The organism is Leuconostoc mesenteroides subsp. mesenteroides (assembly GCA_009676745.1).
GTDB lineage: Bacteria > Bacillota > Bacilli > Lactobacillales > Lactobacillaceae > Leuconostoc > Leuconostoc koreense.
Map to the genome: position 1 here is coordinate 607,045 of CP046062.1, position 17,793 is coordinate 624,837.

The window sequence follows — 17,793 nt, forward strand, 5'->3', positions numbered from 1 at the left end:
AAAAAACGTATCACCTTGAGTAAAAGGTGATACGTTTTTAGGTTGTCCACGTTATTGATGAATCAACGTATTTTTAATATATGAAATCCAAGTACTTTTTCCTGTGATGATACTAACTGTTCCTGTTTGTCCATAATGAATATTTTGATAGTCTTTTGAATGTAAGTTTAATGTAGCACCGACTTGATAAAAATTACCATCTTTTGTTGTCATAGGATTAGCAGAAATATTTGTAATATTACCTGATATTACCATGCGTTTGCTATTTTTTTCTGCCAAATGATACCGTATTGACTGATTTTCTACTATCTCTGAAATTTCATTTGCAGAGATATAAAAACTAACTTTTAATTCAGGCATTGTTTTGAGGTTTGGATATATTTGTGCAAGATTAGTTCCTTGAGGGATACTAGTTAATTTTGTTTTGTTCATTAGTAAATTGACCGTACCGGATTCATTAGCAATGATAGTATTTTTGCTACTCGTTTCTGTTGCAGCGTGTTGTATTTTGGTTTGTTCAATTTCTTGATTAAGCGTTTCTAATTCTTTCGTAATAGAGGCTAGTTGTTGTGATTTTAGTTCGTTGAACTTGTTTGTGAGCGCATCTTCTGCTAAATTTGTGGAAGAAAAACCAGCATATTGTGTCTTATAGTTAGTTAACGCCTCATTTATTGAATCAATTTGTTGTTGAATACTAGTTACAGTTTCTTTTTTTAGTTTATCTACCTGTGAAGTGGGTAACTCTTGTGATTGATGTTGGTAGTCTAAGAAGGTGTTGTAGTAGGCATTTTTAGGTGAGAGGCTTGTGTTTTTTATTATGGCATTAATCAGGTCTTGGTACTGGTTAAGCTCTGAATTTTTCTTATTTATAGCTTCTGCTATAATCGTTTGTTGCTGCTTGACGTGGTCTTGGTCATTGATTTGTTGCTGATGGTCTGTTGTCAAACTGCGACGTTGAGCAAGATAACTTTGGTATGATGTGGCACAACCATAGTTATCTTCAGCAGTAAATAAATTTTGATCCTGTTTGATGCTGTCTTTATAGACAGTGAGTGCTCGCACATGTTCTTGCATATTTTTAAGCGCTGATTTTTGTAATTGTAAATTGGTATCGGATTCAGTGTTCTGATATTGAATCAGAATATCTCCAGCAGTGATTTCCTTTTTTGTAAGCAATTCATTTTTAATGATGGGATTATTACTTGTTGATTGTATTGTGCTTAGTATTTTGATTGGTGCTATCTCTCCAGTACTTTTAATAACTGTTTCTTTATGAGTAAGACAAGCAAGCAAAATAAGCAAGACTAAAAGAATGAGCGTTGGAAAAATAATGAGTGTTGTGCAGTTTTGATATCTTTTAGTATAAAATTCTGAGCTTTCTAAAAGCTTTTCGTTGAACATAGTTGTACCTCCCATTATTAATGCTTTACAAGATGATAGTATTTTGATTTTTTATGCATAAGTTCGGCATGGTTACCATCTTCACTGATGATTCCTTTTTCAAGCAGAATAACGCGTTGGACTTTTTCAGCAATAGTCAGGCGATGTGCAATAAAAATGATAGTTTTATTTTTAAGCGATAATAAATTATCAATAATCTTTTTTTCAGTTGCGACGTCAAGATTACTAGTTGATTCATCCAAAATAAGTATTTGAGAATTACTAAGGAGGGCTCTAGCTAAAGCGATACGCTGTTTTTGGCCTCCAGACATGCCACCTTCCTCTGAAATTTCGGTTTGATAACTTTGTGGCATATTTTCGATGTCATCTTTAATGTCAGCAAGCGCAACAGCATGTAGGATGTCTTCTTGTGTTGTATTTTCACGAGCACCTAGTGTTAAATTATCTAATATGCTTCCAGTAAATATGTATGGATTTTGTGGTAGATAAAGAATATGTTGTCTTAAATTTTGTCGTTGAACGTGTTTAATGTTTTGTTCACCAATAAAAATGTTGCCAGCATTGGGTGAGATAAAGTTAACAAGTAGTTTAGCTAATGTGGATTTACCAGAACCACTAACACCGACCAAGGCGATTTTTTCACCAAAAGGAATCTTAATTGAAAAGTGGTGTAATATGTTTTTTTGATAACCGTATTGATAGCTGACGTCATCAACTGTAATGTTATGAGGGTTGTTATGATGAAGTTCTTGTGATTCTGATTTTTTAAACTCTGATTTTACAAGATATACTTCGTTTAGGCGTCTGTTAGCAACCGTTGCCGTTTGTAATTTCGCCTGCAAGTTAATAATATTTTGAAACGGTTCGGTAAAGTAGCCTAGTAATGCATTATAAGTAACTAACTGACCCACACTAATTTGATTACTAATCACTAGCTTGGCGCCCAACCATAAAATGAGTACATTGAGAATGAGTTGCGTTGCTTGTTTAATACTACTTTGAATGGCTTCGCTTTTTTGATGGGCAAAGGACTTTTTTAAATAATCAACAAATTCACGATCAATTTTTTGATAGCTCGTCTTCTCGCTTGTCAAAGATTTTATGGTTTCAATACCATTGATATCTTCAATAATAGAGGAGCTAAGTGTTGCATTACTCGACATCTGTTCTTGATTCAATCGTTCAAATGGTTTCATGAAACAGTAGACAATCAAGAAGTAGATAGGGAAAGAGATTAGGGATAGTAGAAAAAGTTTTGTATTTTGAATTGCTAAGACGCTGCCAACAATTATCGTGATGCCTAAATCTAAAAAAAGTGAGAGAATTGTATTTGCCATCGCATCAATAATGGTGTTGGCATCATTAAAACGCGTTACAATTTCACCTGTTCGGCGTGTGGCAAAGAAATTAACAGGTAGTTCGAACAAGTGCCGTATGTATGATAGTATGACTTCAATCGATAACCGTTGTCCCATAATAGTTAACAGATAGGTGCGAGCAAAACTAAGTAGCTGTTGTAACACATAGGTGGCAATGAGTCCTAATGAAACAACGGTTAATGTATTAGACATAGCACTAGGAATATAAGCATCAATCACTAGTTGCATATAATAAGAGCCAGCGATACTAATTAAAGTGACTAGCAAAGAAGCGACGACAATATTAGCAATTAACTCTTTTTGTCGACTAATAATTGGCAGAAAGGATAGGATACTGTTTTTATTTTCTTTAAAAGGTTTATATTTGGGTGAAGGCGACATGAACAATGCGACACCAGTCCACTCTTTAGAGAATTCTTGTAACGTCATTGCGGTTTTAGCAACTGTTGGATCTGGATCTGCAATGATAACTTTGTTTTTAGTGAATCCGTACACTACATAATAATGCAAATATTGACCTTTTTTCTCAACATGAGCGATGAACGGCAGAGGTAAATCTTTCATGTCGAATAAGGTAAGGTCAGCTTGAATAGGACGGACATCCATATTGAATGATTCAGCGGCCTTCACTAAGCCTAGTGCCGTTGTACCCGATAAGGAGGTTTGACAGCGTTCACGAATGTTAGCTAATGAAACATCTGATCCGTGTCGCTTTAAAATCATAGCCAGTGCTGCTACGCCACAATCTTTTTCTTCAAGTTGTGATATATAATGAAACTTTCTCATACTTATGCGCTCCTATAAAAATAACGTTAAAAGCTTATTTTATAATGAGAAGGGCATTTTGTTATTAATTGATCATAACTGGTTGTTATTTTGTGTTGAATGGTGGACTTTCAACCGTTCAATGTAATCAAATGATCATTTAGTGTATGATGTATTCATTATTTATTCTTTGTTGTATATTTAATGTATTCGTTGCGCAACGATAGAAAGAGGCTATTGTTATAATGTGAAATAAGTTCGGAGTACTTTTAAAATGAAATTGTTCGTTTTTATATGTAAACACATACACAAGAAAATTTATTAATGGATTGCGGTGCAACTATGTTTCGATTTTTTTAATACCTGTAACCATAATGGGAGAAAAAACATCTTTATTAACTGCTATTATAGCCGCAGTCATATTTTGGATATTTAATTTCCTTTTAAGTGGTTTTATTTGTAAGTTTAAAGAGTGTTAATTTATTGTAATAGCTTCATTCTTTTTAGTAATCTTGTGTGTCTTATGTATAGTGAGTGATAGCTTGTAAAATTAAGCCGAATAATTGAACAAAAATTTTGTGGATTTTTCAGGGGTAATTGACTAAAACCAACTATAAAGAATTTTTCATTTATAAATTAAAAGTATTGTCCATTTTATTATCATCATGTATAACACTTCACATGGAATATTTTATTTAAAGGAGAGTTTATGAACTCACAATCATTGATTAGTTTGTCTGAATTTGAAACTATTGATAACAGACAGCTTGAACAAATTGAAGGTGGTATTTTCCCACTCATCATCGGTGGGGTAGTTATTACCAAGGGAGCGGTTATAACAGGTGGTTTATTAGCGGGAGCAGCGGGAGTTGGAGCATATGTTGGATATAAAGCAAAGAAGAATGGATAGTTTTAAAACTTTGGATCACTCAGAACTTCCTGAAGTTGTTGGTGGCGTGGTGCCCATAATAGTGGGTGGCGCTGTAGTTCTGAAGGTGGCTGCTGGTATGGGTGGTGCTTTTGCGGCTGGATATACTATTGGATACGCGCTCACAAAGAAAAATTAAGGTAAATAAATTATGACTATAACAAGCAAAAGTGTTTTAAAAATTTTTAGTTTGATATTTGTTATTTTACTTAGTGTTACTGCATTGCTTATATATACTAACATCATTGATAGTATCAAAAATTTTTATATATTATACATTTTTTCATTGCTTGCTTTATACTTTAGTTGGACTTGAAAATTAGAATGAGCTTATATTGTGGATAACTGCGATGTAAGTTCTTTTTTGGAAATAAATTAAATTATATTCTACAAATAGACGAACATGATTGTGGTATAGACGCCCTAGCTAGGGTTTATTTGATAAAAAATTATCCTATCCCTTTATTGCTCATTTCGTAAACTAGAAAAGCACCACCATTATCATTGCTTCTGGTTGTTATTTTGTGTTGAATGGTGGACTTTTAACCATTCAACATGACCGTTCGTTCCATTTATATATAAAAACGCAACAAGTGAGTGTATATTTAATTCCATCGTTGCGCAGCTCTTAATAAGTAGACGTTTATGGCGTGGAGAAATCCATGATTTTTTGCAGTAAAATCGGTATTAAGCAATTATTCAAATAGTCACTCGAAGGTTAACTATAAATTGCTTTTGAATGTTCCATGAATGGTTGTTAATACTCCTAAATGGACCCATTTTACCGTTTACTATCCTAAGATAGCCACTGACCTCATTTATGTATATATTGTTAATAAATTTTTGTATACTCGGATTACTCGTTGCGCAACGATAAAAAAACGTGGGACTGGGAGAAAAGTCATGGATAACTATCTGAGATTAAATAATTTTAAAGAGTTAAATTCTGAAGAATTACTAGAGTCTGGAGGAATAGCTCCTCTGATTGTGGCAGGTTTATGGATTGCTGGAGGAGTTGGCGGTGCATTTGTGTGGGGCTATGATAAAGGATATCAATTTGGGAAGGATTTGGCTAAATAATAATTATGTCAGATGATACGAACGCTGCAATAGCATTAGGAGCATTTATAGTATATTTTGTCATTGCATCACTACGTTTTTTTACAGATGTGGGTATCTTAAATATTATTTCTGCAAGAGACTTGGAGCAAGCATCTCACTTTTTGCTAATGGTAACTTTTGTTAATTTGATTGTGTGGCCATTAAAAAAGGATAGTAAATTTTCTTCTCTTCGGTGAATAAATATTATATAATTTTCTTTTCATTACATAAAATACTATTTTATATAGTTCAGTTGTAAAAAGAATAAGCACGCTACTATTCAAATTATAGACAAAAAAATAAAAAAGTCAGGTTTACTGAGATGTTAACAGTAAACCTGACTTTTTAGTTACAGGAGGTTTTTTAATGCCTGTACTTTTCTTCGGGAAATTAGACAAGTTAGTTGATTATGAAGGATAATTTCATTATTGACTTTATCAATTTGTTCAATTTTATTAATATTTACAAGATAGGAACGATGGCTGCGGAATAACCGATCATCCATCGTCTCGATGTCTTGTAGTCGACCAGTGAACTGGATACGTTTATTTTTACTCACTAAAGCGATTTGCCGTGTACCAGGTATTGTCTCAAAGAAAAGAATATCATTGAAAGGTACCTGAAAATGGCATTGTGAGGTACTATAATGAAATAGATCTAGCGGTGTATCTTGATGTTTTTTTTCTACAAGATGAGTTAAGCATTCCTTTAATTGCTGCTTAAAATCACTTGATGCTTGCGTCTTATCTATAAAATCCAGTGCAGAGATATGATATTGGAAAGTAAGTGGCAAGAATTCAGAATGAGTCGTGACAAAAATAATAGCAGCATATGGATCATGTTTTCTAATTTCTTTAGCGACCTGGAACCCTTTTTTATCCGATCCTTTGATTTCAATATCGAGAAAGTATATGTGATGCGTTCCATTACTAATTAAGTGCTGTGATAATTGTTCTGGCTTTGAGTAAGTGTTAATCTGTTGGCATGACCAATTGTTTTCCTGGACTAATTCGTTTAAGTAGCGTCGTAATTTTTGTTGCTGTATAATATCATCTTCTAAAATGTTGATGTGCATAAAATTTACCCTTGTGTAATCAATGTCTGTCGGAATCGATAATTGCTATATTCGGTTTCTATATGTGCTTGTTCATAATTACTTAAAATCTGTTGTATGCTGTTTAATCCGATGCCCCTGTTAGCACCTTTGCTAGTTACGCCATTTTGAAAAATTTGGCCAATATCAATAAATTCTTGGCTAGTTGAATTTTCAATAATGAGACGATGTTCCTGCTTAATATTATCTGTAATAAACGCAATATTAATAAATGCTAATGAACATGATTCGCTGGCTTCAATAGCGTTGTCTAACAAAATACCTAGCATACGGATATAATCAAAAATATCAACGTGACAAGTTGACCATTTTTGTTCGATTTCAAATTCTATATGAATACCCTTTTCTAGGGCTAAAATAATTTTATTTGATAGAATACTTTTGATAGCAGGAATGTCGATTTTTGTTAATGATCCTAAGGTATGATTCTCATGATTTAATACATTCGGAGATTTTTTTAATACATCCTCATATATACAGCGGATTTGATTGATATCTCCGGCTTGTATACTTGTTTCTAAACTGATGATTAGATTGGCATAATCATGACGAAACCCATTAATACTTTTGTAGAGATCTTCGATTTGTGTTGTATAAGTTGTTAGATGATCTAATTGCTGTTGTTTTTGCTGCGCTAATTGAAAGTTGAAATAATTTTGGGTAGTATTTTTAAGATAAACCAATAATGATATTAAACTAATAACAAAGAACATATTAACCACATTTTTATATGAAGCATTGTTAAACTGGTAGGTTGATAAATAAAGTATTAAGCTAATGGATAGTAGTGTGTTGATAAATTTCAAACGATTGCTTTTTTGCAAATGTTGGTTTTTTCGTATAATTTCTAGATTCGGTGCAATCAGTTTGATTACACCGAACTGTATAACTCCTATGAGTATTGGCGTAGCAATACTGTCGTAAATAGATATGATATTATTTTCTAAGAGGTATGTTAACCCAAACCACTTACCCAATGACTGAATTATTGCACCGAAAGCTGATACGGATACCACGGTATATAGTGCATAAAAAGTGATGAGATTAAGATTTTGTTTTTCTTTGTCTAGTAATATCAGAATTAGGATGTGTATTATCCGAGCTGGGATGCCTAAGAATGATGTTGTTAACAGTTCAATTAAGATAAACAGCAAGTAAATTTTCAAGCGTATTTTAGTTCGACTTATAGTGCAAAACATGATAAATTCAATACTTGATAAACTACAAAACCCCAGTAGGATATGAGTAACTGATAAAATGTACATAATCATCCCCCTTGATTATAGTTATATTTTACAGTAAAAGATAAACGTTTACCACAAGTGTTTAAGTAGTAACCATTTACCACAATATAATAACCATTTGTGAATATTTTATTGTGATAGACTATGATATTAGGGAAAATAATAAGTAAATATAAAGTATAATTTGAGGAGAAAAAAATGTTTTTTTTAGAACAATTTGAAAAGTTAGGCCAAGATAAGCTAGGCAGTACTACAGGTGGTGATTGGGTTTCGTTTTGTTGCAATAGACTAGCCACAAAAGGACATATTTTGAAATAAACGGGAACTAATATTTTAGCCAGAATAAATGCCTCAGACAAGTCATTACCATTGTCTGAGGCATTTTTAAATAAAAAATAGATTTGATATCACCCAGTAAACTAGTATAATAGCATTTATAATTATAACAAGACAAAATTAAAATGGGAGAATTATGAATAAAATATTATCTATCGGTGGGTCAGATACTAGTGGCGGCGGTGGTATAGAAGCGGACATTAGAACTTTCGAAAAATACAACATATTTAATTTGGTGGCTATTGAAAATATTGTTACGATGGCGCCACAAACATGGGCAGTGACGCAATATACAGTACCTAATAATCCATTTGCGGCTCAATTACAAACAGCGATGGCGGTTGATCTAGCTGGTATGAAAGTGGGCATGGTTTCAGACATTGATAACTTTAATACATTGGTTGATTATCTAGAAAACATGAAACCCAGTGTATTGTTAGTTGATCCCGTTATGGCTACAAAATTATCAATCGATAATGATTGCACGGTTAATTTAGAGACTTACAAAGAAAAGTTATTAGCCAAAGCGGATATTATTACGCCCAATATTTTGGAAGCAGCGATGTTAACCGGAGTAACGTCTATTAGCAACATTTCTGAAATGAAAGTAGCTGCTGAAAAGTTGTTTAGCTATGGCATCAAATATATTGTCATTAAATCGGGTAATCGGTTTGATGATAATATAGCTACAGACTTGCTGTATGATGGCGTTACTTTTGATATATTTCAACGAAAGATAGTTGCAACTGATTACAATCATGGTGCAGGATGTACTTTTTCTGCAGCTATATTAGCGAATATTGTGAAAGGATTATCGATACACGAGGCGGTTCTTGATGCCAAAAACTTTACATTTCAGGCGATAGAAAATGCAGTGAGAGTTAATCAGTTTGTAGGCCATGTTTGGCAGGGAGAAAATGGTCATGAGACAACAAAATAGGATAGTTATAGATATTGTGTTAGTTGCTTTATTTACCAGTATTACGTTTGTAGCAACCAGTATACAGGTTCCGATGCCGGCGCTAATAGGAAAACCATTTGTACATTTAGGCAACTCGGCGGTGCTCCTTTCAGTACTTCTGTTAGGTTATAAACGCGGTGCATTGGCTGGTGGTTTTGGATTATCATTATTTGATGTGATGCATGGTTATGCCATGGAGGCGCCCTATTACTTTATTGAGTGCTTTGTTGTTGGTGGTGTTGCAGCTTATGTTTTTTCATTAGTAAATTATAAACAACATGAAACTAACTTAAAATTAGTGTTTGTTATTCTTTCAGCTGTCCTTGCTAAATTAGTGATGACAACGGGGCATAATTTTGTGATGAGCTTATTTAAAGGGATGACATTGCAACCGGCAATAATAGCTACAATTTCATCTCTTTTCCCTACTATTATTAATTGTATTACGACATTAGTTGTTGTCTTTGTGATATATCGTGTACTGGCTGAACAGTTTAAAAGACTATTTATAAGAAACAATTTTGGTTAAGTTGTGACTTAATGGTAAAAAGCTATTACCTTATTATGCTATAAGATTATAGCTTTTTTCTCATAGCAGTTATGAGTAATGGACACTAAAGCGAATCAAGTGTAGTAAGATAGAAATATATTTAGTGTTAAGCAGAGTAATTACTATAAAATGAAGGGGGGGAGCAAATATGGATAAATCTAATTTTTCATGTACCGATATTGATAATTTGAAAAATTCATATGATTTTGTTGTTATTGGATCGGGTGCGACCGGTATGGCAGCTGCTATTCAGGCGCAAGAATTAGGGCTAGATGTGGTTATATTTGAAAAGTTAAATAGCCTAGGGGGTAATTCAATGCGTGCGTCTACTGGTATGAATGCTGTTGAAACAATGACACAATTAAAATATCAGATAATTGACTCACAGGAACTATTTTATGAAGAGACGCTCAAGGGTGGAAAAGGTAGCAATAATAAAGAATTGCTATCATATTTTGTGAGACATACTGAATCTGCAATTGAATGGTTGTCTTATCATCATATTGAGTTAAATGAGATCGTATCGACAGGCGGTATGTCCAAAAAACGTGCGCATCGACCCACTGGGGCCACTGCAATTGGCAGTTATCTTGTGAAAGGGTTACAACAGCAGTTAGCGCAAAAACGTATCCCGCTTTTTAATCAAACAAAAGTCTTATCTTTAGTTAAGAATAATAATCATGTCTCGGGGGTTGAGATTGAGCATCCGCAGGTAGGCAAAAAAACGATTAATGCCAAAGTTGTTCTGATTGCTAGTGGTGGGTTTGCACAAAATCGTGCAATGCTGTCAGTGTATGCTCCTGATTTATTAAAGGTAGGCACGACCAATCATTCTGGTGCGACCGGTGACGGGATTAAGCTTGCGACAGCTGTAGGAGGCGCACTGGTTGATATGAATAAGGTACAAGTTCACCCAACTGCTCAGCAGGAAACGGATCATGTTTATTTAATAGGTGAGGGGCTACGTGGTGCTGGGGCTATTCTAGTTAATCATTTCGGTAAACGATTTACTAATGAAATGGCTACGCGTGATCAGGTGACTAAGGCTATCAATAATCTGCGGCAGGATGGCGCAATCTTGATATTTGATCAGGGTATTTGTGAAGCATTTAAAGCGGCCAACTTTTATATTGCCAAGGGGTTAGCTATTTCAGGAAGTACAATAGATGAACTAGCGAAAAAAATAGGTATAAACTCTGATAACTTGGAAGAAACAATAAGTAGTTGGAACATGAATCAAAAGATTTCCAAGGATGCAGCGTTCGACCGCCGGATAGGCATGGATCGCGGTATTGAAAAATCGCCTTATTATGCAATTCATATTAAACCGGCCGTTCATTACACGATGGGGGGAATAAAGATCAATCATTTAACTGAAGTCTTAAATGAGATAGGTGGGGTTGTACCAGGATTACTTGCAGCTGGTGAGGTAGCTGGTGGATTACATGGTGATAATCGTATCGGGGGTAATTCAATTGCCGAAACAATTGTTTTTGGCCGACAGGCAGGCAAACAAGCTGCAAAACATGTTTTTCGTTTATCATAAATTGCTTTTTTTAGAAAAACATGGAAATATTGTTGCTGAAACAGTGGTCTTTTTCTGCATAACAAGCTAGTAGTGAATGTTGGTAATATTTATCGAAGTGAAGCATTGACCCTTATTTCAAATTGAAGCTGATGCAGTGTGGTTCGTGGAAAAGTTCCGTGAAGTTGATGACTATATCATGAGATGATTTTCAAGTATGATCACATTATTTAATAGTGATGAAAGTACTCTTTGAATTTGGATGGAGACAGATGGTTTTGCGTAAATAATTATTTTCTGGGGTATGGCAACGACCATATTCGCCTTTGTTGTGAATAAACGATTTGTTTTTACAGCCAACCAAGCAACAAGCGTGTTCGTTCAGTTCGTTAAATTCATTTGGGGACGCTTATTTGTGGCTGGAATAGATTTCTTTTTAACCTATGTTATGATTGAAAAATATAGCAATATTTTAATTCATCTTTTCTTTCTGAATCGGATAAATTTCAAAGTATTTCCTTTTTCATTACGAATAGTAAACCAATTCGCATCAAATAGTACGACGTTAAATAGTTTTTTAGCAATTATTTTGATACAAGTAATCTCGGTGATTGTGAATTATTTTATGTCGAAATTTATCATTTTCAATTAATTTAGGATTAATTATCTGTAAATAAAAGTGATGACGTTATTTAAAAACGAGCTAATTTAGAGCAGCTATTATATATAGCTGTTTTTTTTGTCCAAAAATCAAAATAATTGCTTTCTGTTTAGAATTGTTCTAGGATATTAGGTAGGAAACGATAACAATATTAAGGAGGAATTAGGAATGTCAAAAACAAAGATTATTATAGTTGGTGCTTCCCATGGTGGACATCAAGCTATTTTAGAACTCACTCGTAAATATAAAAACCTTGACATCAAGTTGTTTGAGGCTGGTGATTTTATTTCATTCATGTCTTGCGGCATGGAATTATATTTGGAAAACAGTGTTACTGATGTTAATGATGTTCGTAATTTTCGTCCTGAAGATATGGAACGGTTGGGCGCAGAAATTTACAGTAACCGTGAGGTACTGGCAATTGATGCTGATGATAGAATAGTTTCTGTCAAAGACATTACTACCGGTAGTACGGAGAAATATAGCTATGATAAACTGATATTAAGTTCAGGTGTTACTCCTAATAGCCTACCTGTTCCAGGGAATGATTTAGAAAATGTCTATCTCATGCGTGGCAAAGATTGGGCAACAAGTATAAAGGCCAAGTTGGAAAACCCCGATGTTAAAAACATCACAATTGTTGGTGCCGGTTACATTGGTCTTGAGGCGGCGGAAGCTAGTGTTAAGGCTGGGAAAAATGTTACTTTAATTGATATGATCGACCGTCCTTTGGGGAATTATTTAGATGCGCAATTAACAGCCGTTCTTGAAAAAGAATTAGCTGATAAAGGTGTAAAAGTGGTTACCGGCGTTCGTATTGAAAGTTATGAAGGAACTGGCCAAGTGACGGCAGTAAAAACAAATGAGGGAAAGTATCCAAGCGATTTGGTTATTCAAGCTGCTGGGGTTAAGCCCAATACGAATTGGTTGAAAGGTGTGATTGATTTAGACGATCGAGGCTGGATTAAAACTGATGAATATTTACGGACCAACTTACCAGATGTTTATGCTGTGGGAGATGCAATTCTATCGTATTCAATTCCTGCCCAAACCAAGTTACCAATCGCACTAGCAACAGTTGTACGGCGTGAAGTTCGTTATATTATTGCACATTTATTTGAAAATCAGCCGTCAGTTCCTTTCAAAGGAGTTGTTGGCTCATCGGCATTGAGTGTGTTCGACTACCACTTTGCAGCGGCTGGATTAAATACCACAACGGCTAAGAAAGCAGGTGTTACTCTGGAAAGCTCATTCTACCAAGACACTTTGCGGCCTAACTATGTGCCTCGAGAAAAAGGAAACACCGAAGTTTATGTCGAGTTGGGTTATGATCCGCAGACACATCGTATTTTAGGTGGTGCGGTATTGTCGACTTATGATATAACAGCTCAAGGTAATGTTATATCACTAGCTATCGAACAAGGACTTCGTTTGGAAGATTTGGCTGAAGCGGACTTTTTCTTCCAACCAGGATTTGACCGACAGTGGAGTCTATTGAACCTAGCGGCACAACACGCACTTGGTGAGCCTAAATTCTAATTAGATTATGAATAATGCAGTACTAGACTATGAAAAAGAGACACAACTCGATAGGTTGTGTCTCTTTTTTAGTAAGCAAAATTATACGTTTTCTAAATGTCCCTTCTTATCCTTAGCAATTAAGAAGTAGACGGTTACTGCGATTGACCATGCCCAAACGATATGACCAAAGAACTCCGAAATATGTTCATCTAGAGGTTGATTCCATGCGGCCGGAACTGTTCCAAATGCAGGCATAATAATGATATGCCAAAGAACCCAAAGGAATATACCATAAGCAGCACCTTGCCACAAAGCTATTTTAGACCAATATTGAGATACAAATACATATAGTATTGCAAACGCAATGGCAAATGAAAAATGTAGAATCAATGTGAACCAAAATACTTTTTGATCTTGAGAGTAGTAAAAGAATGAATGAACTAGGTTAGATGGAATACCAAGCTGTTCAGCCATATGTTGTGGTGGATTAGTCGCATTACGAGCTAATGTACGTGGTGGCAAGAGATTTTCCCAACCAATTTTAACCATTCCTGAAATCATTCCTGCAATAAATCCGTAGAAAATACTTTTAGTAATAATCTCCTTTAGTGATGCAACTGGTTTATTTAGTGTAACCATGATATTTCTCCCTTATGTGAATCATTTAACAACTGATAATAATACAGGTATTAAAATCATTTGTCAATTGATTTGATTTCTGCTATATAATTGGGGAACTATCGACATTAAGAAATTGTGAAACAGAACACATGAGGTTAGAAAATAATGAGAATGTAAAGTTGCAAAATAATTATAAATAGTGTAAAGTTATTACAAATAAATGAGACAAAGAAAAGATAAGTAAATTTCAGGAGTAATCAAAGAGAACTAACATTTGGTGAAAGTTAGTATTACGAAGGAATTGAAAATGGTCTTGGAGTCGTTAGTGAGTGGTATGAGCATAATTGTGGGTATCACTCGGGTGCGCCCGTTATCGCGTTAAGGTATCTCTTTTTTGATGTACCTGTCAAGTATAAAGTAGTAATACTTTATAGAATTTGGGTGGTAACACGAATTTTTCGTCCCATAATCTTTGTAGAAAAGGCAAAGATTATGGGATTTTTTTATTATCGTATGTAGAAAGTAATGGAGAATGAGCTATGACAAACAAATTAAATAATATCTTATCAGATTTGAAAGAATTTCAGTGGGTTGATTTAACCCATGCATTTGGACCTGATAGTCCACACTTTCCAGCGTTTGACGATGCAAAATTTGAAACACTTTTTACGCATGATGATGGCTTTTTTGTGAAACAATATACCTTCCCAGGTCAATATGGTACGCACATTGATCCACCGGTACATTTCGATAAAAATCAGAATGTATACGACTCGGATATCGACTTGAAAGACTTTTTACTACCATTAGTGGTCATTGACAAATCGAGTGAAGTAGCAAGCAATGCAGATTATATTTTAACGGCGGAAGACATTAAAGAATGGGAAAAGGAACATGGCACCATTCCACCCAAAGCTTTTGTAGCGTTACGAACAGACTGGTCGAAGCGTTGGCCATCACAAGAACAATTTGAAAATAAGGATGATAATTTACAAAATCACTATCCTGGCTGGTCTTTGGGTGCACTTAAATATATTTATGAAGAACGCCAAGCAATAGCAAATGGACATGAAACCTTCGATACTGATCCAGCCATTTTACAACCAGAAAAAGGGTTTGAAGGTGAATACTATGTATTGAGTAGTGGTCATTATCAAATTGAACTATTGGCTAATTTGGATAAAGTTCCGGCCACGGGTGCTTTAATTTCAATATCAGTACCAAAAGTTGAAAAATCTCCTGGATTTCCAGCTCGAGTATTTGCCATAGTTCCCGAGGAGGTTTGATTACGTTGCAGTAGTAGACGTGGCTGAATCTCGTGTTAAATATGTATGTAATCTTAATTAATAAGATTAAGAAAGAGAATTTGAGATGGTAAAAAAGAAAACGGTGGTTATAGCAGCTATTGTGGCAGGAATTGTTATTGTAGCGGGTGTAACTATTCATAGAAACACGGTGCAAACAACCGATAATACGGAAGTGACTGTCGGATCGATAGGATCCGATGCTCAAATTTGGGAACATATTGCAAAACTACCGGAAACCAAGAAAGAAAATATCGTTATCAAGGTTAAGAATTTCACGGATGGTGTTTCGCTAAATACAGCGACTGCACAAGGGAAAGTTGATGTTAATGCCTTTCAATCGTATGCGTATTTTGTGGCTTATAACAAAAATAATAGCTCGAACAAGTTGAGTGTTTTAGGAACGACATACCTGGAACCGATGGGTATTTACTCTGAAAAATATGATTCTATCGACGATATTCCGGATGGTGCAACAATTGCTATTGCTAACAATGCAGCTAACACGGCACGTGGATTAAAATTGCTAGCAAAAGCCGGATTGATCACATTAAAAGATAATTTTGGTAGCCTTTCTGGCGTTAATGACATTAAGAGCAACCCACACAACTTTAAATTTAAAGAAATTGATGATACGACCGGGCCACGAGTGATTAAAGACAATTCGATTGCTGCGGCACTTATTGGTAATACAATTGCACTAGAAGGGAAACTGAATGTTGTGAAAGATTCACTTTACTATGAAAAAGTAAATCAATCAACAAAGGACAATATCAATATTCTAGCCACAGCAGAAAAGAATAAGAATACTGCTAAATTTAAAAAGTTAGTTAAGTTATATCATAGTAAAGCAGCTCAAAAATATATTAACAAAAAGTTTGATGGAACTAAAATCGAAGTTCAAAAGTCTGTCTCTTATTTAGCTGATTAGTTTATCATTAGAATTTCACAGATAATTAATAAATTAGATGATTTTGATGGGTTATACAGCTTCTAGCTGCTTTAGCATTATTATAGCTCTACGACCGGATAGTGCTTTTGATATAAAAGTAATTCATTTCACAAAACAGGTTGACATACGTTTAGCATTTGTGTTTATATAGTACCTATATTTATAACAAAATATAAATATTAGAGGGAATTATTATGAACATGTTTAAGTCTGTAACCTTATTTTTAGGTACTTTAGGTGTTGTAGGAGCAACAGCTTTATCAGTTGAAACTCCAAAAGTATCAGCGGATTCAACAACAACATTACAAGTTAATGCTTTCACAACATGTACAGGGAATGTTTATGGAAGTACTTCTGTAAGTGAATCGAAATATGGTGTTTTATTTTTGGGAAAAATGGCAGTAAAAGGTATTATTCGTAATAGGGCAACTGCTGTAAGAGTTGTGTCTCAATATGCCAGTGCAAAAGATGCTGCTATGTTTAATGTATATTACTATGATGTAACAAACGCTCTCAAGCCTTTGTTATCGAGGTCTGAGGTTCCGACACAGGCTGTATTTGATGCTGTTTATAGAGGCTTGGTAGGAAGTCTTGGAAATCAACGAGCAACACGTATTGCTAATGCTTTAGCTGGAGCTGTTTCATTATTGATTTGAGGTTATATAAATGTTTGAAGATGCTAGACTACAAGCACATGCTCTGATGGAAATTGCCACAGCTTTAGGTGATTCATATGCAAAACCAGTATCATTTGCACTTGTTATACAAGACCTTGGCGGTACTAACGAGACATTTTCAAAAGTGTTGTCTCAAACAAGCTATTTAATAAATACTAATGATATTAGTAGATATAATATAGCTGATTTCAAAGCATTTTTTCAGGAATTAGAGCCAGAAGTATTTAAAGATGTTAGTGATATTATGATTATTAAACTGTTAAATGCTTTAGCAATTATGTATATTGACGATTTATACCCAATTGCAAAGAAGATAACACAAATATATCAACTAGATAATAAACTACCTGGAATTTAATTATAGAATAGCCTTATGATTTCATGGGGCTTTTTATGTGCAATCATATCAGACACATAAGTTGATATGTTTCATCAAACAGGAGTACTGAATATAGTACCTAAGCAATCGAGCTTTTTAAAAAACATCATAATTTTTGCTGAAAAATATGAGTTACCAATCGAAGTCTAAGATCTTCTGAAGCCAGAAAAAGGTGGTTACAATTTACAACACTTAATCAATTTAAGGTAGTTTTAGAAAAAATGCTGGCTATTTAAAATCAGAACTAGCTATTATTGATACGTATGTTAAAGAAGTTAAACGTTTGGGTGCTCATGAAACCACAAATGGAGGGACATTTATAGAGAAATCGGCTGTTATAACTGTTTGTACTTGGGCAAAAAATCTGATACTAA

At 34.5% G+C, this 17,793-nt stretch carries 18 protein-coding genes and 1 other annotated feature; of the genes, 13 read left to right on the plus strand and 5 right to left on the minus strand.

The features are described from left to right. Positions 1-51 precede the first annotated feature (51 nt). Complete coding sequence (locus GJV51_02980) at positions 52-1,401, minus strand: bacteriocin secretion accessory protein (protein QGM24990.1); 1,350 nt, start codon at positions 1,399-1,401, stop codon at positions 52-54. Between the two features lie 17 nt (positions 1,402-1,418). Continuing rightward, entirely contained in the window at positions 1,419-3,566 is a 2,148-nt protein-coding gene (locus tag GJV51_02985; protein QGM24991.1) for a peptide cleavage/export ABC transporter, read from the minus strand. A gap of 688 nt (positions 3,567-4,254) precedes the next feature. Between GJV51_02985 and GJV51_02990 the strand changes: the two genes are divergently transcribed. The 4 genes from GJV51_02990 (at position 4,255) to GJV51_03005 (ending at position 5,771) form a co-directional block, all read left to right on the plus strand. Further along, positions 4,255-4,455, plus strand: a complete 201-nt coding sequence (locus tag GJV51_02990; GenBank protein QGM24992.1) for a ComC/BlpC family leader-containing pheromone/bacteriocin — start codon at positions 4,255-4,257, stop codon at positions 4,453-4,455. After that, positions 4,448-4,612: a class IIb bacteriocin, lactobin A/cerein 7B family gene (locus GJV51_02995; GenBank protein ID QGM24993.1), complete on the plus strand. Its 165-nt coding sequence runs from the start codon at positions 4,448-4,450 to the stop codon at positions 4,610-4,612. Before GJV51_02990 ends, GJV51_02995 begins: the two co-directional genes overlap by 8 nt. A gap of 764 nt (positions 4,613-5,376) precedes the next feature. After that, positions 5,377-5,553 (plus strand): class IIb bacteriocin, lactobin A/cerein 7B family, encoded by a 177-nt coding sequence (locus tag GJV51_03000; protein ID QGM24994.1) that lies wholly within the window; start codon positions 5,377-5,379, stop codon positions 5,551-5,553. Between the two features lie 5 nt (positions 5,554-5,558). After that, positions 5,559-5,771, plus strand: coding sequence for a hypothetical protein (locus GJV51_03005; protein QGM24995.1), 213 nt, complete (start codon positions 5,559-5,561; stop codon positions 5,769-5,771). A gap of 152 nt (positions 5,772-5,923) precedes the next feature. Here the strand turns inward: GJV51_03005 and GJV51_03010 are convergent, their stop codons facing one another. Next, on the minus strand, positions 5,924-6,649 hold the full coding sequence (locus GJV51_03010; protein QGM24996.1) for a response regulator: 726 nt from the start codon (positions 6,647-6,649) through the stop codon (positions 5,924-5,926). A gap of 5 nt (positions 6,650-6,654) precedes the next feature. Further along, positions 6,655-7,953 (minus strand): GHKL domain-containing protein, encoded by a 1,299-nt coding sequence (locus tag GJV51_03015; protein QGM24997.1) that lies wholly within the window; start codon positions 7,951-7,953, stop codon positions 6,655-6,657. 451 nt (positions 7,954-8,404) lie between these two features. Between GJV51_03015 and GJV51_03020 the strand changes: the two genes are divergently transcribed. The 5 genes from GJV51_03020 (at position 8,405) to GJV51_03040 (ending at position 13,504) form a co-directional block, all read left to right on the plus strand. Then, entirely contained in the window at positions 8,405-9,208 is an 804-nt protein-coding gene (locus GJV51_03020) for a hydroxymethylpyrimidine/phosphomethylpyrimidine kinase (GenBank protein QGM24998.1), read from the plus strand. Beyond that, on the plus strand, positions 9,192-9,758 hold the full coding sequence (locus tag GJV51_03025; protein ID QGM24999.1) for a pyridoxine transporter: 567 nt from the start codon (positions 9,192-9,194) through the stop codon (positions 9,756-9,758). Before GJV51_03020 ends, GJV51_03025 begins: the two co-directional genes overlap by 17 nt. 169 nt (positions 9,759-9,927) lie before the next feature. Further along, the gene (locus tag GJV51_03030) at positions 9,928-11,325 is read left to right on the plus strand and encodes a flavocytochrome c (GenBank protein QGM25000.1); all 1,398 of its coding nucleotides are present in this window, start codon (positions 9,928-9,930) and stop codon (positions 11,323-11,325) included. 283 nt (positions 11,326-11,608) lie between these two features. After that, positions 11,609-11,956: a GtrA family protein gene (locus GJV51_03035; protein ID QGM25001.1), complete on the plus strand. Its 348-nt coding sequence runs from the start codon at positions 11,609-11,611 to the stop codon at positions 11,954-11,956. A 177-nt stretch (positions 11,957-12,133) separates the two neighbouring features. Beyond that, on the plus strand, positions 12,134-13,504 hold the full coding sequence (locus GJV51_03040) for an FAD-dependent oxidoreductase (GenBank protein QGM25002.1): 1,371 nt from the start codon (positions 12,134-12,136) through the stop codon (positions 13,502-13,504). A gap of 81 nt (positions 13,505-13,585) precedes the next feature. Here GJV51_03040 and GJV51_03045 read toward each other — a convergent pair whose 3' ends face one another. Next, entirely contained in the window at positions 13,586-14,125 is a 540-nt protein-coding gene (locus tag GJV51_03045) for a DUF1440 domain-containing protein (GenBank protein QGM25003.1), read from the minus strand. Between the two features lie 201 nt (positions 14,126-14,326). Next, positions 14,327-14,576, plus strand: a binding site (T-box leader). A gap of 70 nt (positions 14,577-14,646) precedes the next feature. Here GJV51_03045 and GJV51_03050 point away from each other — a divergent pair. From GJV51_03050 to GJV51_03065, 4 genes are all read left to right on the plus strand, one after another. Further along, on the plus strand, positions 14,647-15,393 hold the full coding sequence (locus GJV51_03050; GenBank protein ID QGM25004.1) for a cyclase family protein: 747 nt from the start codon (positions 14,647-14,649) through the stop codon (positions 15,391-15,393). 85 nt (positions 15,394-15,478) lie between these two features. Then, positions 15,479-16,342, plus strand: coding sequence for an ABC transporter substrate-binding protein (locus tag GJV51_03055; protein ID QGM25005.1), 864 nt, complete (start codon positions 15,479-15,481; stop codon positions 16,340-16,342). A 215-nt stretch (positions 16,343-16,557) separates the two neighbouring features. Next, positions 16,558-17,019 carry a hypothetical protein gene (locus GJV51_03060; GenBank protein ID QGM25006.1) on the plus strand — a complete coding sequence of 154 codons (462 nt, stop codon included), beginning with the start codon at positions 16,558-16,560 and terminating at the stop codon, positions 17,017-17,019. 10 nt (positions 17,020-17,029) lie between these two features. Beyond that, a complete protein-coding gene (locus GJV51_03065) occupies positions 17,030-17,398 on the plus strand; it encodes a hypothetical protein (GenBank protein ID QGM25007.1) in 369 nt (122 codons plus the stop codon). The last annotated feature ends 395 nt before the right edge of the window (positions 17,399-17,793 follow it).